The 24,524-nt window shown below is 67.0% G+C and carries 23 protein-coding genes and 1 tRNA gene; 11 read left to right on the top strand and 13 right to left on the bottom strand.

The features are described from left to right. The first annotated feature begins 115 nt into the window (after window positions 1-115). The 3 genes from OZ403_RS26505 (at window position 116) to OZ403_RS26495 (ending at window position 2,012) form a co-directional block, all read left to right on the top strand. Entirely contained in the window at window positions 116-505 is a 390-nt protein-coding gene (locus OZ403_RS26505; protein WP_140794127.1) for a hypothetical protein, read from the top strand. Window positions 506-1,061: 556 nt separating this feature from the next. Beyond that, complete coding sequence (locus OZ403_RS26500) at window positions 1,062-1,316, top strand: hypothetical protein (protein ID WP_268782086.1); 255 nt, start codon at window positions 1,062-1,064, stop codon at window positions 1,314-1,316. A 96-nt stretch (window positions 1,317-1,412) separates the two neighbouring features. Beyond that, entirely contained in the window at window positions 1,413-2,012 is a 600-nt protein-coding gene (locus OZ403_RS26495; RefSeq protein ID WP_268782085.1) for a hypothetical protein, read from the top strand. A gap of 160 nt (window positions 2,013-2,172) precedes the next feature. On the opposite strand, the gene OZ403_RS26490 is transcribed toward OZ403_RS26495, so the two are convergent. Then, on the bottom strand, window positions 2,173-4,008 hold the full coding sequence (locus OZ403_RS26490; protein WP_268782084.1) for a pyridoxal phosphate-dependent decarboxylase family protein: 1,836 nt from the start codon (window positions 4,006-4,008) through the stop codon (window positions 2,173-2,175). After that, a complete protein-coding gene (locus OZ403_RS26485; RefSeq protein WP_268782083.1) occupies window positions 3,942-4,442 on the bottom strand; it encodes a hypothetical protein in 501 nt (166 codons plus the stop codon). The genes OZ403_RS26490 and OZ403_RS26485 overlap by 67 nt, the downstream gene beginning before the upstream one ends. Window positions 4,443-4,926: 484 nt before the next feature. On the opposite strand from OZ403_RS26485, the gene OZ403_RS26480 reads away from it, so the two are divergent. From OZ403_RS26480 to OZ403_RS26465, 4 genes are all read left to right on the top strand, one after another. After that, the gene (locus tag OZ403_RS26480; protein WP_268782082.1) at window positions 4,927-6,336 is read left to right on the top strand and encodes a trypsin-like serine peptidase; all 1,410 of its coding nucleotides are present in this window, start codon (window positions 4,927-4,929) and stop codon (window positions 6,334-6,336) included. Between the two features lie 110 nt (window positions 6,337-6,446). After that, the gene (locus tag OZ403_RS26475) at window positions 6,447-8,135 is read left to right on the top strand and encodes an FG-GAP-like repeat-containing protein (RefSeq protein ID WP_268782081.1); all 1,689 of its coding nucleotides are present in this window, start codon (window positions 6,447-6,449) and stop codon (window positions 8,133-8,135) included. A 311-nt stretch (window positions 8,136-8,446) separates the two neighbouring features. Beyond that, complete coding sequence (locus tag OZ403_RS26470) at window positions 8,447-10,009, top strand: alkaline phosphatase family protein (RefSeq protein ID WP_174259430.1); 1,563 nt, start codon at window positions 8,447-8,449, stop codon at window positions 10,007-10,009. Further along, window positions 10,006-11,094, top strand: a complete 1,089-nt coding sequence (locus OZ403_RS26465) for a lysylphosphatidylglycerol synthase transmembrane domain-containing protein (protein WP_140794121.1) — start codon at window positions 10,006-10,008, stop codon at window positions 11,092-11,094. Before OZ403_RS26470 ends, OZ403_RS26465 begins: the two co-directional genes overlap by 4 nt. Before the next feature lie 56 nt (window positions 11,095-11,150). Here the strand turns inward: OZ403_RS26465 and OZ403_RS26460 are convergent. The 7 genes from OZ403_RS26460 to OZ403_RS26430 all read right to left on the bottom strand — a co-directional run bounded on the left by OZ403_RS26460 (window position 11,151) and on the right by OZ403_RS26430 (window position 16,494). After that, window positions 11,151-11,234, bottom strand: a tRNA-Leu gene (locus OZ403_RS26460). Between the two features lie 83 nt (window positions 11,235-11,317). After that, window positions 11,318-11,695: a 2Fe-2S iron-sulfur cluster-binding protein gene (locus tag OZ403_RS26455; protein ID WP_011554983.1), complete on the bottom strand. Its 378-nt coding sequence runs from the start codon at window positions 11,693-11,695 to the stop codon at window positions 11,318-11,320. A 1-nt stretch (window position 11,696) separates the two neighbouring features. Next, entirely contained in the window at window positions 11,697-13,544 is a 1,848-nt protein-coding gene (hscA, locus tag OZ403_RS26450; RefSeq protein ID WP_140799388.1) for a Fe-S protein assembly chaperone HscA, read from the bottom strand. After that, a complete protein-coding gene (gene hscB / locus OZ403_RS26445; RefSeq protein ID WP_140856062.1) occupies window positions 13,541-14,098 on the bottom strand; it encodes a Fe-S protein assembly co-chaperone HscB in 558 nt (185 codons plus the stop codon). The genes hscA and hscB overlap by 4 nt, the downstream gene beginning before the upstream one ends. Before the next feature lie 112 nt (window positions 14,099-14,210). Next, window positions 14,211-14,609 carry a HesB/IscA family protein gene (locus OZ403_RS26440; RefSeq protein WP_002634234.1) on the bottom strand — a complete coding sequence of 133 codons (399 nt, stop codon included), beginning with the start codon at window positions 14,607-14,609 and terminating at the stop codon, window positions 14,211-14,213. 25 nt (window positions 14,610-14,634) lie between these two features. Continuing rightward, window positions 14,635-15,036 (bottom strand): Fe-S cluster assembly scaffold IscU, encoded by a 402-nt coding sequence (gene iscU / locus OZ403_RS26435; protein WP_002634235.1) that lies wholly within the window; start codon window positions 15,034-15,036, stop codon window positions 14,635-14,637. A 96-nt stretch (window positions 15,037-15,132) separates the two neighbouring features. After that, complete coding sequence (locus OZ403_RS26430) at window positions 15,133-16,494, bottom strand: IscS subfamily cysteine desulfurase (RefSeq protein WP_237078457.1); 1,362 nt, start codon at window positions 16,492-16,494, stop codon at window positions 15,133-15,135. Between the two features lie 347 nt (window positions 16,495-16,841). On the opposite strand from OZ403_RS26430, the gene OZ403_RS26425 reads away from it, so the two are divergent. After that, window positions 16,842-18,743 (top strand): SPFH domain-containing protein, encoded by a 1,902-nt coding sequence (locus OZ403_RS26425; protein ID WP_268782080.1) that lies wholly within the window; start codon window positions 16,842-16,844, stop codon window positions 18,741-18,743. Between the two features lie 57 nt (window positions 18,744-18,800). After that, window positions 18,801-20,243 (top strand): protein-disulfide reductase DsbD family protein, encoded by a 1,443-nt coding sequence (locus tag OZ403_RS26420; protein ID WP_140794110.1) that lies wholly within the window; start codon window positions 18,801-18,803, stop codon window positions 20,241-20,243. A gap of 119 nt (window positions 20,244-20,362) precedes the next feature. On the opposite strand, the gene OZ403_RS26415 is transcribed toward OZ403_RS26420, so the two are convergent. After that, window positions 20,363-20,749, bottom strand: coding sequence for a DUF1648 domain-containing protein (locus OZ403_RS26415; protein ID WP_268782079.1), 387 nt, complete (start codon window positions 20,747-20,749; stop codon window positions 20,363-20,365). Then, the gene (locus OZ403_RS26410; protein ID WP_140799384.1) at window positions 20,746-21,174 is read right to left on the bottom strand and encodes a thiol-disulfide oxidoreductase DCC family protein; all 429 of its coding nucleotides are present in this window, start codon (window positions 21,172-21,174) and stop codon (window positions 20,746-20,748) included. Before OZ403_RS26410 ends, OZ403_RS26415 begins: the two co-directional genes overlap by 4 nt. Window positions 21,175-21,324: 150 nt before the next feature. Here OZ403_RS26410 and OZ403_RS26405 point away from each other — a divergent pair, with 150 nt between their 5' ends. Then, entirely contained in the window at window positions 21,325-22,224 is a 900-nt protein-coding gene (locus OZ403_RS26405) for a VanW family protein (protein WP_237077419.1), read from the top strand. Continuing rightward, entirely contained in the window at window positions 22,221-23,270 is a 1,050-nt protein-coding gene (locus OZ403_RS26400; RefSeq protein ID WP_268782078.1) for a hypothetical protein, read from the top strand. Before OZ403_RS26405 ends, OZ403_RS26400 begins: the two co-directional genes overlap by 4 nt. A gap of 93 nt (window positions 23,271-23,363) precedes the next feature. Here the strand turns inward: OZ403_RS26400 and OZ403_RS26395 are convergent, their stop codons facing one another. Then, on the bottom strand, window positions 23,364-23,948 hold the full coding sequence (locus tag OZ403_RS26395; RefSeq protein ID WP_140794102.1) for a tRNA-uridine aminocarboxypropyltransferase: 585 nt from the start codon (window positions 23,946-23,948) through the stop codon (window positions 23,364-23,366). After that, complete coding sequence (locus OZ403_RS26390) at window positions 23,945-24,493, bottom strand: hypothetical protein (RefSeq protein ID WP_140794100.1); 549 nt, start codon at window positions 24,491-24,493, stop codon at window positions 23,945-23,947. The genes OZ403_RS26395 and OZ403_RS26390 overlap by 4 nt, the downstream gene beginning before the upstream one ends. Window positions 24,494-24,524 lie beyond the last annotated feature (31 nt).

Here is a 24,524-nt window from a genome sequence, read left to right as displayed (position 1 = left end):
CTGGTGAAAAACCCTCCCCTACTGAGCCGCCTTTGGCGCCTCCGGACGCCTGAGCGGGCAAAACTTCTGTGAGGATGCAGGAGTTGGCCGGACTTGGGTGACTCACGGGGAGTGAATGAGTACTTTCGAGGGTGCGCGAGCGCTTGATGAGATTGCAAGACGGTGGGCGCTGCACGACGGGAGGATTCTGTCGATAGCGGCGCGTGTCGCAGAGCGCGGCGGAGTGCTACTGGAACTCGTGTGCTCCCCACGGCCGGACAGCCCCGTGTCAGAGTTGCGCATCCGCTTTACGGGTGCGACTCGGATCGACTTCCGATGGTCTGAGGAACAGGAGTTCTATTTCGTTTCTGGGTACAAGGCGCTCGTTCAGCCGTCGGGCATGGTCTATCTCTCCCTCGACCCATACAACGATACAGTCGCGGCGATCGATCCGAGGGATACCAGCGTCATCGAGGCGCGCGAGATCCTCGCTGAGTTCGTGATGAAGGCTTCTTGGCCCGGGTGAGAGACGTGGGGTGATTGGCAATGATTTGCAGTGCTTCAGCAAATGCCTTGCTCTTTCTGCCGGACATGGCAGGGCTGGTTCGACGCCCCAGGGAGAATCATATTCTCAGCACCTGATGGTTGTGGTGCTCGGCGTGTAAAGCTCTTCGCATTGTGAGTCGTAATTTGCGGGCAAACGCGTAAAGCCATTCGCACCAGGAGAGCGCCGGCCACGTAACCCACTAACAATCCAGTCCCGATGGCACACCCATGGATTGGTCCATTGATTGAATTACGACAGTCCTTCCATTGCACATGCTGTGCAGTGGTACGCAGCCAAGGGCTGCGCGGTGGGGGCGTATGCCAAAGCTGTCAATTACTCTCGTGATGCTGTGCGGAACACTCGTGTCAGGATGCAATGGAGGAGAAGAGGAGCCGCCCACCTCCGAGCAGTCGGGCGGCCCCGATATCGCGGCGTCCGTCGAGTCCTCGGGCCAAGCGGTCGTCTCTCCGGCCCTCGATGTGGCGCTCTCCTGTGTCGAGACGTACGTCACTGCGATTGGGCGCACTGGAGTGAGATGTGGGCGACGTGCGAGACCTTCGAGCACCCGGAGCTCGAGGATGGTGTCTTCCTTGAAGCGGTGCAGTCTGATGGCTGCACGGCGGCCAATTGGTCCTCGCTGCGCGCACAGCCGATGGCGGCCATCCAAAACGACATCCGAAATCTGCGCGACTTCTACTCCATCGCGTCTCGGAACCAGGTGGACCTGGAGCTCATCGGTTCGCAGGCGGTGCATGTGACGACCGCCGATTGCGGAAAGGCCAAACGGTAGGCCATCCAGAAGTCCAATTCGAACGCGTTCATGACCGTGTATGTGCTGCCCAGCGGGATGTGCAGATCCCCGCATTTCGCGGGGCGGCGCATCTACATGAAAGGAAATCTGTTCCGGGACTACGCCCACGAGGCGGGGCACGTTCTCGGTCTCGCGCATGGCGACCGGCGAGCCCCTGTAACCGGCAAGCACGACACCTCTGGCGACACGAGCACGTACATGGGCATCAGTCCGTCAGGCAACTACAGCCTCCCGCAACTCCACTGGTTGGGGTGGACCACGAAGGAGGAACTCGTCCAGGTCAACTCGGCCATCGACAACGGTGGCTCCATTGACGTCACGCTCCGCCCCATGGGCACCAACGCCGACAGCACCGGCGGTCTCCTGCTGGGCGCCGTCTGGGAAGATCCTAGCACCGGGCGGCGACTGTTCATCTCCGTGCCGAAGCCGCGCACCAACAACTCGAACCAGATTGAGGGAGGCACGGTGTTCGTGCACCGCAGCGCCAAGGGCGTGGGCTGCACGGGCGCATGCATGGGGGCGCTTCAGATGGCGTGGTTCAGCGTCAAATCCAACACCGAGCATGATGCGTTCGGAATCTTCATCAAGCCGGTGAGCTACACCAGCCGCTTCATCCAGGAAGGCGGACAGCGCATCGAGGTGTTCACCTCCGTCACGCTGCGCATCAGGCGGTAAGGGAAGTCCGTGACTGAAGCCGGTGCGTGCTGAGCACCAGCGCCCCGCTCTCGCGGATGCAGACGAGGTTTTCCGAAGACGACGAGGCTGCCGGGCCTTGAGAAATCCAATGCCTCACGGGCTCAACAACCTCGCCGCTGACCGAGCTCCCTGAAGCGCGTTAGCGCGAGCGCTTCGATGAGGTGCCGCGCATCTCGTTGAGCGCGTCCATCACGGCCGCTCGCAGCTCCTCGATGATGGTGTCGAGGAACGGCCGCCCCTGGAGGTCTTCGGTAATCCAGGGGTCCATGATGACGGAGCGCAGCACGGTGATGCGGCCCTCCTCACCACGTCCCGACGCCGCGCCGCTCCCCAACAAGCGCGTCTTGTAGTCGTCGAAGAACTTATTGCCGTAGTCCTCCTCGATGAAGTCCGTGGTGCTCACCAGCAGCCGGTAGCCGTAGATGTCGCGGCCATCGGCTTTGACACCCAGGCGCTCGTAGATCTTCCGGTTGAAGGTGTTTGCCTCCTCCAGGCTCGCGTTGAGTCCCTTCTCGGTCTTGAAGTTGAAGGCGTAGGTGAGGATGTTGAGGTCCGCGCCCGTTTCGCGCAGCAGCTCCAGTTCCTCCTCACCCGAGGCGATAAGGAGCTGCTCCTGACGCATGCCCTGGATTTGCTGAAGCAGGAATTCCAGCGCCTGCTTCTCTCCGCCGTACTTGCGCTTGAGGGAGTCGGAGAGCTTGAATCGCGGTCCCGGTACCACGACGAAGTCGCTCGCCACGGTGTTCATCGTCAGTAGCCGGGCATGGAAGAGCTTGCAGTTGTAGAGCGCCCTTCCGAGGATCTTCCCGTAGCCACGTTGGTCGGGTGGCACGACGGCATGACTGAGGTACACGCCCGCCGCTGCGGCACCGGGCTTGGAGCCCTCTATGCCGTACTTGCCCACGGTGAGGTCCTCCTGGCTCCCCGCTGTGTTGATGTAGGGCGCCTCGAAGGCCACCAGGCTGCGCATGGACTGATTGCGGTAGCACAGCGCACCGGCGGGGTAGGGCAGGTGGCCCGTCTTGTGCGGGTCCACGGTGATGGTGTCCGCCTCCGGGAGGGCCTCGAACTGCTCCGTGACATAGCGGCTCAGTGACAGCACGGGGGCGGGAGGCCCCGCGAGGCGCTTGTTTGAACTCGGCGGCGCGCGGAGGAGTGAGGCGAAGTACCCGCCCCAGGCCGCGTCGGCGTGCACGCAGAATGACATCCCCTGCGGATGGTACTTCTGCCGGCGAAGCGCCAGCACGGACGCGAGCGGGTCCACCAACCCCTCCTCCGTCGTCCCCATCATCGCCGTCACCGCGATGACGGGCTGCTTGTCCTTCATGCATTGGTCCAGCCGCGCCTCCAGGGCCGACACGTCCATGCACCCCTCTTCATCCAGAGGGATGCTGGACATGTGGTCCGCGCCGATGCCCAGAATCGCCGCCGCCTTGGGCAGCGAGTAGTGCTTCGAGCCGGGGACCATGAACACGGGCGCAGGGAGGTCTCCCAGGTAGCGGCGGGTGAACTCCACGAGCCCCAGATCCTGGAGCATGTAGTTGCTCACGTTCGCCGTCAGGGTCTCCGGCGGGATTTTGAACTGCTCATGGATGCGGGTGGGGAGGCCCAGCACCTCGTCCACATCCAGGTGCAACGCTTGCCACACATCCAGGTCAACCAGACGTGCCTGGGTTCCCGAGGGCAGCGTTACCTTGAGGGCCTTCGCGGCGGAAAGCGTGGACTCCCGCTGAATGGCCTCGCGCAGGGACAGGGGATAGAACTTCAAGTTTCGCGAGGCCCACATCGCCTCGATGTTGGCGGTGGTTCCACCGCTGGTCAGATGGCTCCAGGGCCGGATGCCGTTCTGCTGGGTGTAGCCCACCATCCGGCACAGGTCCTCGCCAGCCCGGACCTCCAGCACCGTCGTCAGCGGTGAGGCCTCCAGCGCGACGTTGTTCTGGTTGTAGAGCATGGCCGCGAAGTAGCCGGCCATGCCCGGGAGCGTCTGCTCCCATGTCTGTGGCCCTGGTAGCGCATGCTGAAGAACGGCGCGGACTTCTTCAGTTCGGCCAGGAGGTTGTCGAACTCGGTGTGCAGTGTGTCGAGCGCCCGGAGGTAGCCCGGGTCTCTCTTGATGCTCTGGGTGATGGCCGGTGGGTCCATCGGGTGGAAGTTCCGGCGCCAGAAGGAGTGGTCTCTCAGGGCCTCCAGCACCAGTTGCTCGAAGATGTCCGCGTTCTCCGCGCGGGGGCCCAGGAACCAGGCCTCGACGTCCCGCTCGTTCTCAAGCGGTGCCTCCCTGCCGTGGGTTGACTCCCACAGCAACTCTCTGTGCGCGAGTTGGTTGGTCTTCAGGCACTCGCGCAAAGCTTGCTTCAATCCATCAAGGGCATGACTGGAGTAGTCCGGCTGGGACTTGTGGGCCATGTGGGGCTCCTTGCGGCGGGGACGGACCATGGCCGGGCGCGGGGGACGTATTCAGCCACGGGGCGATCAGATATACATGATGCGTTTGCAACCCCTTTTGATATGTTGCGCTTTTGTCTGTAGATGGCAGCTTCCTGCCCTTCAGGGTCGGCAGGCCGCAATTGCGCTCATTGGGAACGTCTGGCCGGTCATGGCCAGAAATCCGCGCGCTTCGATGACGGCCAACCGTCATTGCTGGAACGGCTGCTAGCCAGATGCAATGACTCTACGTGCATCTTTCCGTGCGCCGACTTCTGGCGCAGCGCACATTTCGTCGAACGGACGCTGATGGCGTACGGGGCATGGGGGCTCCGTGTGTCAAGTTGTCTTCTTTTCGAATCATGGATGCCCGCGTGCCGCAGCTCGAATTAGGTCCAGGTTCATGCTGAAATTCGTTCAAAGATGCTTGCGGACTTTCGATAAATACTGGTAGTTCCTGGAATGTTTGCTGCTCGACATTCCAGGTTCTCAACTCCAGCAGGGGCCGCCCTCCATGCAGGTCATTCTCACTCACGTGCGACGGAAGCTCTTCGGCGTGCTGCTCTGTTCCCTTTCAGTGGCGTGCGTGCAGGACTCTGGCCCCATGACAAAGGGAGGCGACACGTCCGCCCCCACGGACGCGCTGCGGCAGCGCGTGGTTTACGGCGTTGATGACCGCAAGGACTATTACGCGCACTCCGATGCGACTCTGAAGAAGTTCACCCGGGAATCGACCGTGGCGTTGGTGGACGTCGCGGACCTCGACACGAGCAACCCCTCGAGCATCGGCTTCTTCTCGCAGACGCTACAGGAAGCCCAGGGCCTTTGTTCCGACCAGAGGTTCTTGAATGACCCGACGGCTGCTTTTTGTTCAGGCACGCTCATTGATAACGACCTGGTGCTCACGGCGGGCCACTGTGTGAAGGGGCCGCTGTCGTGTGCATCCACGCGCTTCGTCTTCAAATATTACCGAACGGGAGCGACCACCCTGGAGCCGGTGACGTCGGAAGACGTCTTCAGGTGCAGTCGCGTCGTCGTGCGCAACGCATCCACGGTGGGTGGCCGTCAGTTGGACTATGCCATCGTCCAGTTGGACCGCCCTGTCAGTGCATTGCGTGCTGTTCCAGCACCTGTTCGCATGGACAGCGTGGCGCTGTCGACGACGACCCAGTTGGCTGTGATCGGCTCGGGTAGCGGCATCCCCTTCAAGATTGATTCGGGGGGCAAGGTGCTTGCCTCGCGTGCTTCCACGTTGGACTTTTTCTTCGGCGACACGGATACCTTCGGAGGCAACTCAGGGTCGGGCGTCTATGCGAAAATCGACGGCAGCTATTTGCTGGCTGGTATCCTCGTGCGTGGCAACAAGGACTACGTCAAGCGCGTCGGACCGGCGGGCGAATGCTATGCCGTCAATGTCGTCACGTCCATTGGTAGTTGCACGGATGCCAATTGCAACGCTGAATCCATCAACTACGTGCGGCCCGCCATCGATGCGTATTGCGCTGTGGCGACCAACACGCGGCTGTGTCCTGCTCAAGGGCCAGCGACACCGGTGACGTTTGATTTCGCGACCAGCGGCACCAACAATGCGACGCGTAACACTGTCGCCCAGAACGTCTCGTTGTCGGCGGGAGAGACCCTCTATGTGGGGACAGCCATGGTGATGTACGCCACCGCCAGGGGGGACACGTACTTGCACCTGGATCGATACGAGACCAGCACCAATACGTATACCGGGGTCGCGAGCAACGACGATGCCTATGACAGCCTCTCCCACATCCGGTACACGGCGAAGGTCGCGGGTACGTACCGGATTCGCGTTGGCTGTGCTCGGGACAGCGCCTGTGCTGGCAGGGTGTCGTATATCATCCGTTAGGGGTTGAGCAGCAGGTGTGTGTCCATCCTTCGCGCTTCAATGCATTGTTTCCGCCGTTGATACCCCCATTCCGGAGCCGGACGGTTCCCGTCCAGACAAGTGAGAGCCTCGTGCGGCGAACCCTGACCTTCCATGCTCTGCCTCTCATCCTGACGTTCGTGGGAGGCCTCCTCGTCACGGGTTGTGGTGGATCCGACGATGCGCTGACATCGTTCGATCAGGAGGCGACCATCGATGCTGACTCGGCAGGGCTTTACGCTGCCTCGACATACATTTGGGATTCTCGAACCATCTCCGTCTGCTGGGAGAACCCATCGGCCGCTGGCGATGTCGAACGAGAATGGGTGCGGAGCGCGGTCGAGGGCACCTGGGGCCTGGTCACGCCGCTCGACTTCACTGGCTGGGGGGCGTGTCTCGGGAATCCGGGGAGCATCCGCATCCTCATTGAAGATACCTCCGATGGCTCCTTTACGAATGGCTTGGGGTGGCTCAATGAGGCGCTCTATGGCGCCATGGTGCTCAACCTCTCTTTCCAGCATTGGATGCAGGACTGTCAGGACACGCGGGAGCGCTGCATCCGTGCCATGGCGGTCCACGAATTCGGTCATGCGCTCGGCTTCGCCAATGAGGAGGCGAGAATCAGTTCGTCCAGTTGTCGGGGGAGGGGGGCTGACGACGCCGATACGGTGTTCGGGGAAGACGTCGATTTCGATTCGGTCATGTATGAGTGTGGCGACAGTCGCTGGCGTCGGGGCGGTCGGTTGAGTCAGTATGACATCAAGGGCGCCGCCCTGCTCTACGGTGACTCGATGTGGGGGCGCCAGTTTGGCGCTGACCAGAGCGCTGGAGGGTGGGAGGTGGGCCACCACGAGCGTGTCATGGGGGATGTCACTGGTGATGGACTCCCCGACATCGTCGGCTTCGGCTATTCGGGCGTGTTTGTCTCCCGGACCGTGTACGTGCCCCCATCTCTAGATGCCGGTTACTTCGCTCCCTCGCTGCTCCATCTTCAAGCTTTCGGCTATGCTCAGAACTGGCGCGTGGACCGGCACCCACGTACCGTCGCGGACGTCAATGGCGATGGCAAGGCGGATCTCATTGGCTTCCATGACGCTGGCGTACACGTCGCGCTGTCGAATGGCCTCGGCTTTGGTGCGCCCCAGTTCTGGGTGGGGGATTTTGGCTACAATGCCGGTCAATGGCGAGTGGAGAGCCATGTGCGCACCGTCGCGGACGTCAATGGTGATGGTAAGGCAGATGTCGTTGGGTTTGGTGATGCGGGTGTATATGTTTCTCTTTCCACGGGCTCTTCGTTCGGTGCTTCCAGGCTCTGGTTGGGAGATTTTGGCGTAAACCAGCAGTGGTTTGTGCCCAATTCCGTGCGCGCCGTCGCGGACGTCAATGGCGATGGTAGGGCGGACATCGTTGGCTTCTCCAAGAGTGGCGTATACGTCGCGCTGGCCAACAACACGGGCACTGGCTTCAATCCAACCCAGCAATGGACTTCTGAGTTCACCTGGGACCAGGGATGGCGTGTGGATCGCCATGTGCGCACCGTCGCGGACGTCGATGGTGATGGCAGGGCCGACATTGTTGGGTTTGGAGAGAGTGAGACCCGCGCCGCCCTGTCGACGGGCTCCAGCTTCTCTGCGTCCACGCTCATGTCGCCGGATTTTGTCTACGGCGTCGGAGACTGGCGTGTGAACAGGCACCCTCGCTTCGCCGTGGACATCAACAACGATGGCCGAGCCGACCTCATCGGTTTTGGCGACCTGGGTGAGTACGTGAAGCTGCGCTGAGCCAGATGAGCCGCGTGCTTTGTGCTCCTGACGCGGGGAATGCGGCGCTGCGCCACCCGTCCAGTCACAACCATGGCCGGGTGGCTGCCGCGTGTAGGTTGACGCGACAGTAGGGGGGGAGGTGGCTCACGGCGCCCGCCCGCTTGCTTCCGTTCTTGTCCAGGGTCGGCCTCTCCCAGGAAACGTCGGCGGTTGCCCGCCCGCTCTCCTGGAAGGCGGCTCACACCCTGGGGCGGCTGTCCTCTCAAGTGCCCATCTTGGCTGCCGGAGGAGGGGAGGCGACACCCGTGAGCGCTGTGCTTCCACCAGCGATGCACCTATGGGCCCACGGCCTCGTGCGCCAGGTCCAGGAGACGGTCCCGCCCTCGCCAGGACGCAGGGCGAGGAAGCTGCTCCTCGTCCACCTGGATGGCGTCCCCAAGAGCCTGCTGGATGAAGCGCTCGTCGCGGGGCGGATGCCCTTCCTGTCGCGGCTCGTCCGCTCGGGGGCCTTTCATCTGGACGAGGCCTTCTGGGGAGCGCCCACGTCCACGCCTTACTTCCAGGCGGGCCTGCTCTACGGCATGCGCCACTCCAACCTGCCGGCGTACTCGTGGTTCGACCGCGAGCTGGGCCGCAAGGTCCAGATGAACACCCCGGCGGATGCGCTGGCCATTGATCAGCGTCTGCGCGGCGCGGGCCGCACCAGCCTGCTCGACGGTGGGGGACACGGGTACTTCTCCCTGTTCCGCGCGGGGGCCGAGAACGCGCTGAGCATGAGCACGCTGGCCAGCTTCGAGCAGATGTCTCGCTCGTTCTCATACGAGATGCTGGGGCTGCTCAGCGCGCGCACGCGCGGCATCTGGGACTACCTGCGCTCCCTGGGCATGGACACCTGGGCCGCGGCGCGCGAAGTCGTCCACTGGGCTCGTGGGCTCCACGACTGGCGCCACGAGCCGGCGTTCCTCTTCAGCCACGTCTTCCTCCAGCGGCTGGGTTGGAGCTTCGCCTTCACCAAGTCCTTGGTGGACATGGCGCGGGGTGTGCCCGTCATCTATCTGGTCTACGGTAACTACGATGAGGTGGCCCACCGTCGGGGGCCGCGCTCCGAACAATCCCGCGCCGAGCTGTACCGCGTGGATGCGTACCTCGCGGAGTTGTACGCCGTGGCGGGCGCGGTGGAGCAGCCCTACGACGTCGTCTTCCTCTCCGACCACGGGCACGTGGACTGTCTGCCCTGGGAGCAGCGGAGGGGCCAACCTCTGGAGCAGTGGTTGATGGCGCCCCACGGTGACGGACCCCTCTCCGACGACGTGGTCCGCGGACTCTGCGACGGAAGGACTCGACCGGAGCCGGACACTCAGCCGCGAGCGCCATTCACGCCGGTGGCTGTCGATTGCGGCAACTTCGCCCATGTGTACTTGTCCGGCGAGCCCAAGCCGCTGGAAGCCATGTCCCTGCTCGCGCGCCACCCCGATGTCCTCGCCCGGGTGACGCGGAGCCCGGACATCGGCCTTGTTGCGCTGCGACGGGGCAATAGCGCGGTCGCGCTCGTACGCGACGGCGTCTACACCTTGGACACGTTGGACCGGGCCCCACTGTCCACCGAGTTCAGCAAGCGCGCGGTGGCGGACTTCCTCCGCGTACTCCCAACCATGTCCACCGCGGGGGACATGGTCCTCTTCGGCGAAGCCGTGAAGCGCGGAGGCACCGTGGGCTTCGCCTGGGAGTTCGGCTCGCACGGTGGACTGACGCGCACGGAGGCCAACAGCCTGGTGTGCTGGCCCGCGAAGGCTCCCGTGGACCTGTCCGGCCTTTCGCACTGCGTACAGCTCCATGAGCGGCTCGCGGCGGCCTATCTCGAAAACACCCCACGACTCCGGTTGGTGCCGTGAAGGGGAGGGCGAGGCACGCCGGAGGCCGGGCGTTGATCAAGGCGCTGCTCGCCGTCTTCGGGCTCGTGCTGTCCGTCGTCCTGCTGTCCACTGCCTTCTTCAAGTGGAACTTGAGCGGCACGGGGCCGCTGCTCCAGCCACGCTTCCCGCTGGGGGACTTCGTGAGGGACTTGCCCGGTCACCTCGTGTGGCTGGTGCCCTTCATGCTGCTCCAGGCCTCCATCATCCCGCTGCGCGCGGTGCAGTGGCAGCGCACCCTCCGCCGGCCGGTGCCCTTCAAGGAGCGCTACCACCTGGTGGCCATCGGCGCCTTCGTCCACAACGCGCTGCCGGGAAAGCTGGGCGACGTCATGCGCTCCTTCCTCCTGTCGAGGACGCAGCGCATCCCCTTTCTCCGGTGTCTGGGCACCGTGGGCGTCTGCAAGCTGATGGAGTTCGCGGCGCTGATGCTGCTCGTCACGCTGTCGCTGCTCGGCCCCTTCGGCCAGACGCTGTCCCGCTTCCAAGGGGAGCTGAAGGTGGCCGTGTCACTTTGCGTGGGACTGGTCGCGCTGGTGGTGTTGCTGGCGCACTGGTCCGGCCCGCTCGCCTTCGCGCTGCACCGCCGCCACAAGCTCCCCCGGGTGGAGGGCTTCCTCCATCACGTCAGCGAGGGCCTGGGCACCGCGCGCTCCTTCACCGGCATGGCGAAGGTGTTCGTCTTCTCGGTGGCGCCAGTGCTGGCCTCCGCCTTGGCCTATGGCCTGGCGCTGCACGGCATCGGCATCTCCGGCGGACTCTTCGCCGGGGCGGTGGTGCTGGGGGCCATCTCCCTGGGGCAGTCGCTCCCGGGCGTCCCCGCGGGCATGGGCATCTATTACTTCGTGACGAGCTGGGCGGCTCGCAGCCTGGGGGCCTCGCCGGAGGACGCGGCGGCCTTCTCCACGCTCACGCACCTGGGCACCGTCATCAGCCAGGTCGCGGTGGGGGCCGTCTCCGTCCACCTGCGGAAGATTCGCATCCGCGACTTGCGCAAGGGCGGGAGCCTCGCGCGGGAGGCCGCGAACCACGTGGCGCACGATGCCGTGGAGCCCGCGCGTTCCTGACCCCTGAAAAGCGAAAAGGGGCCCCGGTTTGAAACCGGGGCCCCTTCTCAACTTTGTGCCCAGGAGAGGACTCGAACCTCCATGCCCTTGCAGGCGCTAGACCCTGAATCTAGTGTGTCTACCAATTCCACCACCTGGGCAGGTGGGGCATCGCGGTGCGGCGCTGCGATGGGCCGGACGTATAGAGCCACTGCCCCGCCCCGTCAAGCACTACGTAACAACCTCACTTCTTCAGCGGCCATTTTCCCTCGGCCTCGAGCGAACGGCGCAGGACGGGGTTCTCGTCCATGAAGGCGGTGAGGGACTCCTCGGTGATTTCGACCAGGATGTCCTCGGCGCCCAGCTCCGTCTGGCAGCTCAACCGGGAATAGGGGCGGACGTCGAAGCCCATGTCCAGGCGGTCCGCCTCCGCGTCCGTCTGCTCGCTCAGCGAGTCGAGGCCCTTGCGGACCCAGATATGGCAGGTGGAGCAGCCGCAGACCCCGCCACAGCTATGCCCCACCTGGGCGCCGCAGGCCTCGGCGGCGTCCAGCAGGGTGGTGCCGGTGGGCACGTCGGCGCTGACCTCGGCCAGGGGGCTCTTGAAAGTCACCTTGGGCACGTCAGTAGTCCTCCACGGAGTGGCCAGCCACCACCTGGGTGATGGCCTGATTCATCACCCGCTCGATGAAGGGGCGGGACGCCTCGTCCAGCGCGTGCACGGCCTCCTTCAGCTTCAGGTGGTCCTCGCCCTTCATCAGCTCGCGCACGCGGGCGATGGCGGAATCGATGACGGCGCGCTCCCCCTCCTGGAGCAGCGAGCCGTGCTCGCCCAACTGCCGGTCCGCCTCGGCCAGGACGCGCTCGGCGTCCACCCGCTGCTCACGGACCTGCCGGGCCTGGATGTCGTCCTCGGCGTAGTCGATGGAGTCGAGCAGCATCTGCTCGATCTCCTCATCCGTGAGGCCGTGGCTGGGCTTCACCGTAATCGACTGGCTGACGCCGGTGCTCTGCTCCTGGGCGCTGACGGAGAGGATGCCGTCCGCGTCCACCTGGAAGCGGACCTCCACCCGGGCCATGCCCGCGGCCAGGGGCGGAATGCCGGACAGGGTGAAGCGCGCCAGGCTGCGGTTGTCCTCCACCAGCTCGCGCTCGCCCTGGAGCACGTGGACGTCCAGGCCCGTCTGCCCGTCCTTGAAGGTGGTGAACACCTGGCCCGCGGTGGTGGGGATGGTGGAGTTGCGCTGAATCAGCTTCTCCACGATGCCGCCCATCGTCTCCAGGCCCAGGGAGAGGGGAATCACGTCCAGCAACAGCACGTCGTCCTGACGGTCCGCCGTGGTGAGCAGGTTGGCCAGCACCGCCGCGCCCAGCGCCACCACCTGGTCCGGGTCGATGTCGCCCAGCGGCTCGCGGCCGAACAGCTCCGCCACGTAGCGGCGCACCGCTGGCACGCGCGTGGCGCCGCCGACCAGGATGACGCCGTCCAGCTCCCCGGCCGTGACGCCCGCGTCCTTCATCGCCCGCCGGCACACCGTGCCCGTCTTCTGCACGTAGGGCTGAACCCAGGCGTCGAAGTCCTCGCGCTTCACCGAGTGCGTCTGCCCACCCGCGGTGAACTCCACCGACGAAGCGTCGGTGAGCGCTTCCTTGGCCTTGCGCGAGGCCGCCAGCACCTCCGCCACCAAGGCGGGAGCCGGCGCCTCGGACGCGCCCAGCGTCTCCAGTACACGCTGAGCAATCGCCCGGTCGAAGTCATCGCCACCCAGCGCGGAGTCGCCGCCGGTGGACTTCACCTCGAACACCCCGTCCACCAGCTTGAGGATGGAGATGTCGAAGGTGCCGCCGCCCAAATCGTAGACGGCGAAGGTGCCCTGGCTGCCCTTGTCCAGGCCGTAGGCCAGCGCGGCGGCGGTGGGCTCGTTGAGCAGCCGCAGCACTTCAAGACCGGCCAGCCGGCCGGCGTCCTTGGTGGCCTGCCGCTGGGCGTCGTCGAAGTAGGCGGGCACGGTGATGACGGCCTGCTCCACCTTGGTGGAGAAGTGGGCCTCCGCGCGGCGCTTGAGGGCGCGCAGCACCTCACCGGAGACTTCGATGGGCGTGACCGGCGTGCCGCCCGCCACGTCGAAGCGCACCACCTTGGCGCCGGGCGCGAACTTGTAGTGCCCCAGCTTCCGCGTCTCCGCGTCGTCCGGGCTGCGCCCCATGAAGCGCTTCACGGAGGCGATGGTGTCGGTGGGGTGCTCGGACGCCAGCTTCCGGGCCCGGGCGCCCACCACCACGCCGCCGTCCTTCGCGTAGTGCACCACGGAGGGGAGGAACAGCGCGTCGCCCTCGTCCACTGGGACGCAGACGGGCTGGTCCTTCACCACCGCCGCCACCAGCGAGTTCGTCGTGCCCAGGTCGATGCCCACCGCCTGCCCCTTGGGCTTCAGCGGGTCGTGAATCTGAAGGTAGCCGTTCTTGCTCACGCCTGAATCTCCTCCTCGAACGCGTCCACCTGCTCGAGGAAGCGCGTGAAGTAGCGCACCCGCCCCAGCGCGTGCGATGCCTTTCTCACCAGTTCCTGCCCGCCGGCCCCTGGCGCGTCGGCCTCCAGGGTGCGAAGCGACTCCGCCGCCTCGGTGAGGGCCGCCTTCTTCCGGGCCTCCACGTCGTCCGCCATGGCCCGGGCGCGGCCCAGGTCCTTCTTCGCCATGGCGGTGTCCAGCGACTCGCGCAGGTCCATGACCTCCTCCAGGAAGGCCAGGGGCATGTCCTTCTGCGCGCCCGCGTCCTCGCGGTCCAGGTCGATGCCGTGCAGCTTGAGCAGGTAGAAGGCGCGGCGCACCGGGTCCTTCAACGTCTTGAAGGCCTCATTGAGGGCGGTGGTGCCCTCCAGGGCCTGCAGGCGCTCGCGCGCGCTGGCCTGTGCCACGCGGTCCGGATGGAGCTGCAACGACAGCTCGCGGTACTGCTTCTCCAGCGCCGGCACGTCCACGTCATAGGCGCGCTTCAGGCCGAAGACGTCGAAGTGGGTCCTCAAAGGGGGGCTCTCCAATGCAGGGAGGGGACAAACGAAAAGGGCCCGGCGGCTGGCCGGGCCCGCGTGGCGGCGGCTCCACCCCGGCGAGGGGGGCGGAGCGCGTGGTGCCGCGTCAGACGGAGAAGCTCTCTCCGCAGCCGCAGGCCGCCTTGATGTTGGGGTTGTTCAGCTTGAAGCCGGAGGCCATGAGCGTCTGCTCGAACACCAGCTCGGTGCCGATGAGGTACAGGTAGCTCTTCGGGTCCACGAAGACGCGCACGCCGTCCTTCTCGAAAATCTTGTCGCGCTCGCGGGACTTCTCCGACCACTCCATGGAGTACTGGAGGCCCGAGCAGCCGCCACCCTTCACGGCCAGCCGGAGGCCGGCTTCGGGGGTCTGCCGCTGCTCCAGCAACTCCTTCAGCCGAGCCACCGCGCTGTCGGCAATGGTGATGCCCTTGGGGGGCTTGGCCACGGGCGCGGTGGCAGGCGCCTGGCGCTGCGTCGTCTCCTGGGTCGCCTGCTCGCTCATGGTTCGCCTCTCCCTTTCCCGAACGTCAGGACGCCTTGGCCTGACGCGCGGCGCGCTTCTTCTTGAAGTCCTCGATGGCCGCCTTGATGGCGTCCTCGGCCAGCACGGAGCAGTGAATCTTCACCGGCGGCAGCGACAGCTCGCGGGCCACGTCCTTGTTGGAGATGGTCATCGCCTGGTCCACCGTCTTGCCCTTCACCCATTCGGTGACGAGCGACGACGAGGCAATGGCCGACCCGCAGCCGAACGTCTTGAAGCGGGCGTCCTCGATGAGCCCGTCCTCGGAAATCTTGAGCTGCAGGCGCATCACGTCGCCGCAGGCGGGCGCGCCCACCAGGCCGGTGCCCACGTTCGGGTCTTCCTTGTCGAGCGTCCCGACGTTCCGGGGGTTCTCGTAGTGCTCGATGACCTTGTCGCTGTAAGCCATGCCTGCTCCTTCAACGGATGCTTCTCACCAAAGGTTCCGGCGGGCAACGCCCTCCGGGCGAGGGGGCCTGGGCCCCCCTGTCTACCTGGGAAGGCGCTAGTGCGCCGTCCACTCGATGCTCTTGAGGTCGATGCCTTCCTTGGCCATCTCGTAGAGCGGGCTCATGTCGCGCAGCTTGCGGACCTTGTCCACTACGAGGTTCACCACGTAGTCGACTTCCTCCTCCGTGGTGAAGCGGCCCAGGCCGAAGCGGATGGAGCTGTGCGCCAGCTCCTCGTCCACGCCCAGCGCGCGCAGCACGTAGGAGGGCTCCAGGGAGGCGGACGTACACGCCGAGCCGGAGGACACCGCCACGTCCTTGATGCCCATCATCAGGGACTCACCCTCCGCGTGGGCGAAGGAGATGTTGAGGTTGCCCGGCAGCCGGTGCTCCATCGAGCCGTTGATGATGGTCATGTCCAGCGCGTCCGTGAGGCCCTTGCGCAGCTTCTCACGCAGGCGAAGGATGCGCGCCGACTCCTCGGGCAGCTCCTTGCGAGCCAGCTCGGCCGCCATGCCAAAGCCGACGATGGCCGACACGTTCAGCGTGCCGGAGCGCATGCCGCGCTCGTGACCGCCGCCGTCGATGATGGGCGCGATGCGCACGCGCGGCCGGCGGCGCACGTACAGCGCGCCAATGCCCTTGGGGCCGTACATCTTGTGCGAGGTGATGGAGGCGAGGTCCACCTTCATGGCCTCCACGTCGAAGGGCACCTTGCCGATGCCCTGCACCGCGTCGCAGTGGAAGAGCACGCCCTTGGAGCGGCACAGCGCGCCAATCTCCGCGACGGGCTGGACCACGCCAATCTCGTTGTTGGCGAACATGATGGAGACCAGGACCGTCTTCGGCGTCATCGCCGCAGCCAGCTTCTCCAGGCTCACCCGGCCGTCGGGCTCCACGTCCAGGTAGGTGACGCGCGCGCCGCCGGTGGGCAGCTCGGCCCACTTCCGGTACGTCTCGTCGGAGTCCACGTCGTACTTCGCCAGCAGCTCCGACTGGTTGTCCTCGGTGACGTCCTGGCCCGCCAGCTGCGCCAGCCGCAGCAGCTTCAGCTCGTCCAGCCGCTCCTGCCGCACGCGCTCCAGGCGCTTGCAGGTGTCCAGGATGGCCTTGTGCTCCGTCTTGAGGGTGATGATGTGGTCACCCTTGGACTTGTAGAACTCGATGACGCCCTTGATGGCCAGGTTGTCGGACTCGGTGGCGCCCGAGGTGAAGACGATCTCCTGCTCGGCCGCGCCGATGAGCTCGGCCACCTGCTGCCGGGCCTTGTTCACCGCCGCTTCGGCCTTCCAGCCGAACACGTGATTACGGCTGGCCGCGTTACCGAAGTCCTCTCGCAGGTAGGGCAGCATCGCCTCCAGCACCCGCGGGTCCAGCGGGGTGGTGGCGTGGTTGTCCATGTAGATCGGCAGCTTCACCATTGCTTCCAACACCTTCCTGGAGGGGACGTCGACCGGCGCCTCGGAGCGCCTTTGCCGCAGGGGAGCCTACACCGTCACACCTGAATGTGGACCGGACTGGTCAAATATAAAAAGGGGCGCCTTCGGGTCAAGCGAACATCAGGAGCGCTGCGGGTGTGGGTGCGTGCTCCCAATAGGACGTCTTAAGTCAACGCCGCGCCGTCGTGGATCAGTCCGGGCGCGCCGTCCTGGGACGAGGTGCCCCAGAATGGCGCACGCCCTCCGGCCAACCTCTTGATTTCCCGGCGAGCCCCTCCCTGGCCGGCCGCCTGCACGGGTGGGGGCCACCACAGGGAGGCACGCACATGAGCGCGAAGCAGACGGCCCGCACGAAGGAGGCGCAGGAGACGGGGGAGGGCGGCGGGAGGACCCACCTGGCCCGGATGGACGGAGGGGGTGGAGGCAAGCTGGAACAGCCGCGCTACGTGGACGGGTGGCGTGCCGGCAAGCCCGCGGAGGATCCGGAGAAGATGAAGCGCTGGGGGCTCGTCACCGCGCGGCCCAGTGAGTTCCTGGTCCACATGCGGCGCGGCCGGGTGCGGGAGGTCAGCGGCCAGGGCGCCAGCTGCTTCAAGCTGCCGGGGGACTCGGTGGCCATTGTCCCCACCAGCATCCAGCGACTCCAGTTCACCGCGGACCAGGTGACGCACGAGAAGGTGGGCGTGCAGGTGACGGGTCTGGCGGTGTACCGAATCTCGGACCCGCTGGTGGCCTTCCGCATGCTCAACTTCTCCTTCCCGGAGCGCGCGCAGGAGAAGCTGGCGGAGCTGCTGCGGGAGATGTTCGTCGGCGCCGCGCGGCGGCTGGTGGCGAACATGTCCGTGGAGGAGTGCCTCTCCAAGCGCAAGGAGGGCATCGCCGCGGAGCTGGTGCGGGAGATCGCGCCGGTGCTGTCGGGCCGGGGGCGCCTGGAGGACCAGACGGACGCGGGCTGGGGCGTCATCCTGGACACGATTGAAATCCAGGACGTGCGCGTCCTGTCCTCCACCGTCTTCGCCAACATGCAGGCGCGCTTCCGCCATGAGCAGGAGCGGCAGGCGCGCGAGGCGGAGCTGGCCAAGGAGCGCTTCGTCCACCGCGAGGAGACGGAAGCCGAGCGTCAGTTGAGCCTCCAGCGGCTGGCGGCCGAGGAGGAGGTGCGCCAGACGAAGCAGACGGCGGAGGAGCAGGCCCGGCTGGAGGCGCTGGCGGTGGAGGCGCGCGTGGCCGAGGCGAAGCTCGCCCAGGAGCGCACGCTGAAGCAGGAGCAGGCCACCGTAGAGCGCGAGGTCGCGCTGGCCAAGATGGCCGCCGAGCAGGAGGTGCGCCAGAAGAAGCAGGTGGCCGACGAACAGGCGAAGCTGGACGCGCTGTCCGCGGAGTCCCGTCTGGCCGACGCAAAAATCGTCTCCGAGCGGGCGCTGGCCGTCAGCCGCGCGCAGGTGGAGATGGAGAAGCTCCAGCGAGAACAGGACGCGGAGGTCGCGCGCCAGCGCGTGGCCCTGGAGAAGCTCAAGCGCGAGCAGGACACGGAGGCCGGGCGCGCGAAGCTGGAGCTGGAGAAGCTGAAGCTGGCGCAGGAGTCCGAGGCCGCGCAGGCGAAAATCGAGCTGGTGCGGCTCCAGCGCGCGCAGGAGGCGGAGAACGCCAAGGCGCAGATGGAGCTGGCGCGGCAGCAGCGTGAGCAGGAACTGGAGCTGTCACGCCAGCGGCACGAGCAGGAGGTGGAGCTGGCGAAGCTGCGCCGCGAACAGGAGGAGGCCGGCGCGAAGGCCCAGCTGGAGCTGGAGCGTCTGCGCCGTGAGCACGAACAGGCCACCGCGTGGCACGAGGTGCAGATGGCCGCGCACCAGCAGGAGGCCGAACGGCTCCACGCGGAGCTCCAGGTGGTGCAGGCCCGGCGGTTCATCGTGGAGACGGAGGTGGCCATCGCCGAGCTGAGTGTGCGCAAGGACCAGGCGCAGCAGGAGCTGGACTTGGGCAAGGCGCGCGCGCTGCGCGACATCGAGAACAGCGTCAGCCCGGAGGTCATCCAGATGACCCTGGCGCAGCAGCTCCCCCAGGTGGCCGCGGCCTTCCAGCAGAAGATGGGCGAGGTGCACGTCACCGCGGTGGATGGGGCCAATCCGTTTGGTTACATCGCCGCGGCGGTGGAGGGCGTCATGGGGCTGGCACGCTCCGCCGGACTGAAGACGCCTGCTTCCCCGCTTGCTCCTCCTGCGCAGTAGCCCGGGGCCCCGGGCCTGCGTATACAAGGGGGCCTGGGACCACGGAGTCACGCGCGCATGGATGCGAAGAAGCTCGGAGTGATGGCGGTGCTGGCCGGAGTGGCGGTGGCCGTGGTGCCATGGCTGCTGCCCACGGGCCCCAATGCCAACCTGGATGCGGCCCGGTTCCTCGAATCCGGCAGCCTCGCGGTGGGCGCGGCGGTGGTGTTCGCGGGTGGGTTGCTCACCGCGCTGACGCCGTGTGTCTATCCGCTCATCCCCATCACCGTGTCCGTCTTCGGCGCGCGCAAGACGGAGGGCCGGGGCCGCGCGCTGCTCCTGACGTCCTCCTACATCGTGGGCATGGGCGTGGTGTTCAGCGCGCTGGGCGTGTTGGCGGCGAAGACGGGCCAGGCGTTCGGGTCGATGCTGGGGCACCCGGCGGTGGTGACGGGCCTGGCGGTGTTCCTGCTGCTGCTGGCCACGTCCATGTTCGGCGCGTTCGAGCTGGCGCTGCCGTCGTCGTTCCAGACGAAGCTCAACGCCGTGGGCGGCGCGGGTGTGGCGGGCGCGTTCCTGATGGGCAGCGTGTCCGGCTTCCTGGCGGCGCCGTGCACCGGCCCGGTGCTGACAGGCCTCTTGGCCTTCGTGGCGAAGTCGGCCAACACCACGCTGGGCGCGTCGCTGCTGTTCGTCTACGCGCTGGGCATCGGCGTGCCGTTCTTCCTCATCGGCGTCTTCACCGTCCGGCTGCCGCGCGGCGGCGTGTGGATGGAGTGGGTGAAGAGCGTGCTGGGCATCATGCTGGTGGCCCTGGCCTTCAGCTATCTCAAGGACGCCTTCCCCTGGGCGCGGGACGTGGTGAAGGGGCTGGGCCTTCAGGTCGGCCGGGTGCCAGGAGCCGTCATCGCCGCGCTGCTGGTGGTGGTGGGCGTGGCCCTGGGCGCGGTGCATCGCTCGTTCAAGGAAGGCGCGCGGGAGTTCTCGTTCAAGGCGCTGGGCGTGGCGCTCGTCGTCGCGGCGCTGGTGCTGCGCGGCGGTGCGCTGGACGCGGGCCCGGTGGGCACGTTGTGGGTGAGCCTGGGGCTCGCCGAGCCGCCGCGCGCACCGTCCTGGCAGTGGCACCACGTCATGCCGGCGAAGCAGGCCACCTTCTCCCCGGAGGCCTTCGACCAGGTGCTCGCACAGGCGAAGGCGGAGGGCCGGCCGGTGCTCATCGACTTCTTCGCGGACTGGTGTGCGGCCTGCAAGGAGCTGGACCGCGACACGTACCCCGCGCAGCAGGTCATCTCCGAGTCCGACGAGGGGCGCTTCCTCAACATCAAGATTGACGCGACGAACAGCGAGGACTCGCTGGACGCGTTGCTGGAGCGCTTTGGTGTGGAGGGCTTGCCCACCGTGGCGTTCATCTCGCCGGAGGGCAAGGTGCTCACCCAGCCACGTGTTACCGGCTTCCTGGCGCCCAGCCCCTTCGCCACGGAGATGAAGAAGGCGCGCTGCACCGACGTCAACGCTTGCTGAGGGCGGAGGCGCTCGCGAGATTTTCGCTGGAGGGTGCCTCTTCGCCGACGCCTGGACCCGAGGTCCTTTCGGCGCGGCCTGCTTTACCGACGCCAACGCCTGCTGTGCGTTGGCGCGCGTCAGTCCTCTTCCGACACGTCCTTCATGCCATGGGCCCGGACCAGCGAGCCTTCCGGAGCGGACTGCTTCACCGCGGCCAGCAGCGAGGCGGAGCTCACGACGCCGATGATGACGATGACCAGCGCGTGCACCAGCACCGCGGGGCCCCGGCGCGTGGCGGCTCGGGCGGATGCTCGCGACGTGAAGAGGGACAGGAGCCACACACCGGTCATCACCGCGGGCCCCAGGAACGCGCCGAGCGGCTTGGGCGTGAACCCATCCGGTTGGCCCTGGAAGTTCCAGTGGGTGGGCACCGGGTCCGGCAGCTTCGAGTAGAGCGCTCCGGCGATTCCCACGGCGGCGACAATGGTGACGGCATTCACCACGTGGGCGATGCGGGTCTTCATGGCGCGGTCTCCGGAAGGAAGCGGGCTCGCAGCTCGGGCGTGGGGATGCGGCACTGCGCCTCCCGGCCGAACCAGCGATAGCGGTTGCGCGCGATGATTCGGTAGACGAGGTCGCGCAGCGGCCGGGGCACCACGATGAAGGCGTAGAGAAATCGCCACGGCCCCTTCAGCATCCGCGCGACGCGGAGCGCGGCCGTGGACCGCTCGTACAGCTTGCCGTCCTGCAGGAGGACGAAGCTGTCCGGTTCCTCCTTGGGCACGACGCCATGAGGCGCCAGCAGCGCGGCGGCCCGCTGGGACTGCAGCGCCGTGAAGCGGATGCGCGCGTCCGGGTCCCGGTCGATGATGAAGAGGACCGTGCCGTTGCACAGGTTGCACACGCCGTCGAAGAGGACCACGGTGTCCGAGGGCTGGGCGCGGGTCATGATGCGGCAAGTCTAACAGCCCACACCGTCGGGTGACGCCGAAGAGGCGGGGGAATTCCAGGCGGGTGTCCCTGCAGCCGCGCCCGTGCATGAGTGGTGTCAGACCCCGGTGTTTCCTTCCCTGGCGCCGCCCTTGCAGAATGTTCGGACATGCCCTCGCCTCCCATCGCTCCCCGACTCCTGGAGTTATCCGCCCACGCCCTGCTGTGGAGGCGAAGCAAGCAGTTGATGCTCCAGGCGAACCGGTTGGTGCGGTGGTCCGCGACACCCGAGCGCTGGCCGCGCCCGCTCCTGGCGCCCACTCACGAGAAGGGCGTGCTCCTCGGCTCGCACACCGTGAATCTGGAGCGCGCGGACTCGGACGCGGACCCTGTGCTCGAAGCGGGCAAGCAGCACAACGTACGTCTGGCGGCACCGGCCTTCGATGGCCTCCTCCTCGCTCCGGACAGGCCCCTCTCTTTCTGGCGCACGCTTGGCCGGCTGACGGAGCGCAAGGGTTACCGGCATGGGCTGGCGCTGAGCGGTGGCTGTCTCACCCCGTCCATCGGGGGCGGCATCTGCCTTCTGGCCAATGCGCTCTTCGAGTTCGCCGCACGCCAGGGCTGGCACATCCTGGAGCGCTGGGGGCACACGATGGAGGCGGTGCCCCCGCCGCCAGGCGCGCTGTGGGGAATGGATGCCACGGTGGCCTGGCCCTATGTGGACCTGGTGGTGGCGCCTCGTGAGGGACCGGTGCGGCTCGGTGCCCGCGTCTCGGACGGGAAGCTGCGGCTCTCCATCCATGGGGCGGACGCCCCCCGGACACGCTCACGGCTGTGGTCCGAGGACGAGTCCCTTCTCGAGCTTCCCGAGGGAACCCTGCGCATCAACCGCGTCGTGCGCCGAGTCGAAGACACCGGTTCTGGCGCCGTGCTCGAGGAGCGCACCATCGCCGAGAACCGGCGACGCCTGCTGAACCCCGAGGCGCGGAAGCGGACGTGCCTGACGTGCGGGGAGACCGCATGCCACGCCCGTGTCGAAGTCCCACGGTCGGAGGCCCGGGCGCCATGAACCTGGTTCTCGCACCGGAGCCCGCCCCCTGGCTCTCCCACCTCGCATCGCTGCTCACGCGCGAGGCAGAGGTGCTGGCCCCCTGGGCGCTGCCGAGACTGCCCGATTGGGGCCCCCTTCCCACCCGCCTGCGCCACGCCTGGACCCGCCGGACGCTACCGGTGCCCGAGGGCTTCCGCGTCTGGGGTCTGCCAGGCTGGGGGGCCGTGGAGGCGGGGATGCGCGTCGCGGCGCGCTCGACGGCGGCGACACTGCAGGCCCGCTTCACCCTTCGCAAGCGATGGGCGCAGGCTGCCTCTGCGCTGCTTCCGGCGTCGGTTGAGACGGTGCTCGCGCCAGCGCTCGGTGCCCGGGAGGTCTTCGCGGTGGCCCGCCGCCGGGGCGCGCGCTGCGTGCTGGTGGAGGACCTGCCCTCGTTGAGGGCACTGCACGCGGACCTGGACGCCGCGGCCGCGAGACACCCGGAGGAGGCCTTCCTTCGCAACCACCGCGCCTCCGCGGAGGACGTCGCGCGGCAGGAGGCGGAGCGAGTCCTCGCGGATGAAATCTGGGTGCGAGGCGAGCTCGCCCTCGAGCGGTTGCGGCTGGCCGGACACGCTCCGGAGAAGCTCCGCAGGCTGCACTTTCCATCGGACCGCGAACCGCCCCAGGCGCCCCGTCTGCCCCAGCACCACGGCCCGCACGTGGCCCTCCTCGCCGGGCCCGCTCTCGCGCGCGGCGGATTGCGAGAAGCCTTGGCGGTGCTCGACGAACGGCCCCAGTGGAGCCTCTGGGTGCGCCCCGCCGAGGGCACGGACCCACGACACCTGAACCACCCGCGAGTGCGGAAGGTGACGGCTCAGGTCCAGCGCACGCTCCATCAGGTGGACGTGGTGCTCGCGCCAGCGTGGTGTGAGAGCCATCTGAGCGAGCTGGCGCAGGCACGGGAGCAAGGCATCCCCATCATCGCCACGGACCGCGCCGCGGGCTTCTGGCCCTGTCGGGCGATTCCTCGCGGCGATGTGCCCGCCCTCATCGCCGAACTGGACGCGCTGACCGCGCGCTGAAGCCCACGCGTGTTGGCGCCAACCCCATCCTGAGTGGACTGGTCGTGCTCAGCGCGAAGCGCCGGCCGGGGCGGCCCCTTGCAGTCGAGCGCGCTAGGTGTGCCGTCCCCGGCTCGCGAGGACGCGGTCAATCATCTGCTCGTGCAGCGCGTGGAGCGGTTGGGCGACGTGTTCGCCCTCCAGGTACGCAAGCGCACCGGCGATGGCCTCCAGCGTGGACATGCCATCCGGGTGGGGCGGGCGACGCAGGCGCCGCGAGTCCGGAGCGGGCGGTGGCAGCTTCAAGCCGGGCAGTCGCCGCAGCGCGGGGACTCGCTGCACCATGCGGCGTGCTTGTCCCCAGCTCCCATCCAGGATGATGAGCCTGCTGGGCAAGGCCGCACCGGGCTCGGGCTCTTGGTGCGCGTCCGGGAACAGCAGCCACGTGTCATCGCCCTCCAGGACGGAGGCGTCGAAGGGGACGCCCGGCGAGCCATAGGAGACGATGCTGCACCGGGGAATGGCGAGCGCCGCCATGCGCGCGGTGTTGGTGGATTTGAGCGTCTCTTTGTGGTGCCGGACGATGAGCAACTCCGTGCGCGTGGAGACGCACGGCACCTCGGCGCAGAGACACAGGGCAATGGGGAGGAAGCAGCGCGGGCAGCGACCCGCGAGGTCCTCGGGCGTTCGAGACCTCATTTGCCCTGGCGGTATCGCTCCATGAGGGTCCGGGCCTCGCGGAGCTTCTCCTCGACGAAGCGGTCATCCGCGTCCGGCTCGTACTCTGCGTCGGGCAGGTCGAGGTGGAAGAGGGCGGAGAGGCTGACGGGCGTCACTTCCAACCATTCGGCGGTGCGGTTGAGCGCGGCCTGACGGCGGCCCGCGAATGTCTCCGGACCGTCCTCGGGACCGCAGCGGCAGATGCGCGCCGAGTCACCGGACACGTCCACGTAGAGCCCCAGCACCTCCGCGTCCAGCTCCGCGGCCAGCGCGCACGTGGCCTCGCTGACGTAGGCCGCCATGGCCTGCGCCGCGGAGCGCTCCGTCAGCGAGCGGACCAGGAACACCTGCCAGCCAGCCTCGGTGAGCGCGCCCGCTTCCTGGAGCGGCGCCAGCTCCGCGGGCGGCGCGTGGATACGCGAGAGCAGCCGTCGCACGGGCACTTCCAGCCGCTCGAGCCGGGCGCTCGACGCGGGGCAGAAGAAGACGACGCGATACTCACGGCTGTCGGCTGCGGTTTCCATAGGCATACGGCGTCGCCAGGAACGGAGGGAA

Origin of the sequence: Myxococcus sp. NMCA1, assembly GCF_026810205.1 — a bacterium.
In the GTDB taxonomy this organism is placed as follows: domain Bacteria; phylum Myxococcota; class Myxococcia; order Myxococcales; family Myxococcaceae; genus Myxococcus; species Myxococcus xanthus_A.
The sequence above is the reverse complement of the archived record's forward strand: the minus strand, read 5'-3'. Positions and strand labels throughout refer to the sequence as shown.

Excerpts from the sequence above, each read along its gene's own strand:
- OZ403_RS26505 (WP_140794127.1), top strand. The coding sequence starts at position 116 with ATGAGTACTTTCGAGGGTGCGCGAGCGCTTGATGAGATTGCAAGACGG.
- OZ403_RS26500 (WP_268782086.1), top strand. The coding sequence starts at position 1,062 with ATGTGGGCGACGTGCGAGACCTTCGAGCACCCGGAGCTCGAGGATGGT.
- OZ403_RS26495 (WP_268782085.1), top strand. The coding sequence starts at position 1,413 with ATGAAAGGAAATCTGTTCCGGGACTACGCCCACGAGGCGGGGCACGTT.
- OZ403_RS26490 (WP_268782084.1), bottom strand. The coding sequence starts at position 4,008 with ATGGCCGGCTACTTCGCGGCCATGCTCTACAACCAGAACAACGTCGCG.
- OZ403_RS26485 (WP_268782083.1), bottom strand. The coding sequence starts at position 4,442 with ATGGCCCACAAGTCCCAGCCGGACTACTCCAGTCATGCCCTTGATGGA.
- OZ403_RS26470 (WP_174259430.1), top strand. The coding sequence starts at position 8,447 with ATGCACCTATGGGCCCACGGCCTCGTGCGCCAGGTCCAGGAGACGGTC.
- OZ403_RS26440 (WP_002634234.1), bottom strand. The coding sequence starts at position 14,609 with ATGAGCGAGCAGGCGACCCAGGAGACGACGCAGCGCCAGGCGCCTGCC.
- iscU (WP_002634235.1), bottom strand. The coding sequence starts at position 15,036 with ATGGCTTACAGCGACAAGGTCATCGAGCACTACGAGAACCCCCGGAAC.
- OZ403_RS26425 (WP_268782080.1), top strand. The coding sequence starts at position 16,842 with ATGAGCGCGAAGCAGACGGCCCGCACGAAGGAGGCGCAGGAGACGGGG.
- OZ403_RS26420 (WP_140794110.1), top strand. The coding sequence starts at position 18,801 with ATGGATGCGAAGAAGCTCGGAGTGATGGCGGTGCTGGCCGGAGTGGCG.
- OZ403_RS26415 (WP_268782079.1), bottom strand. The coding sequence starts at position 20,749 with ATGAAGACCCGCATCGCCCACGTGGTGAATGCCGTCACCATTGTCGCC.
- OZ403_RS26410 (WP_140799384.1), bottom strand. The coding sequence starts at position 21,174 with ATGACCCGCGCCCAGCCCTCGGACACCGTGGTCCTCTTCGACGGCGTG.
- OZ403_RS26405 (WP_237077419.1), top strand. The coding sequence starts at position 21,325 with ATGCCCTCGCCTCCCATCGCTCCCCGACTCCTGGAGTTATCCGCCCAC.
- OZ403_RS26400 (WP_268782078.1), top strand. The coding sequence starts at position 22,221 with ATGAACCTGGTTCTCGCACCGGAGCCCGCCCCCTGGCTCTCCCACCTC.
- OZ403_RS26395 (WP_140794102.1), bottom strand. The coding sequence starts at position 23,948 with ATGAGGTCTCGAACGCCCGAGGACCTCGCGGGTCGCTGCCCGCGCTGC.
- OZ403_RS26390 (WP_140794100.1), bottom strand. The coding sequence starts at position 24,493 with ATGGAAACCGCAGCCGACAGCCGTGAGTATCGCGTCGTCTTCTTCTGC.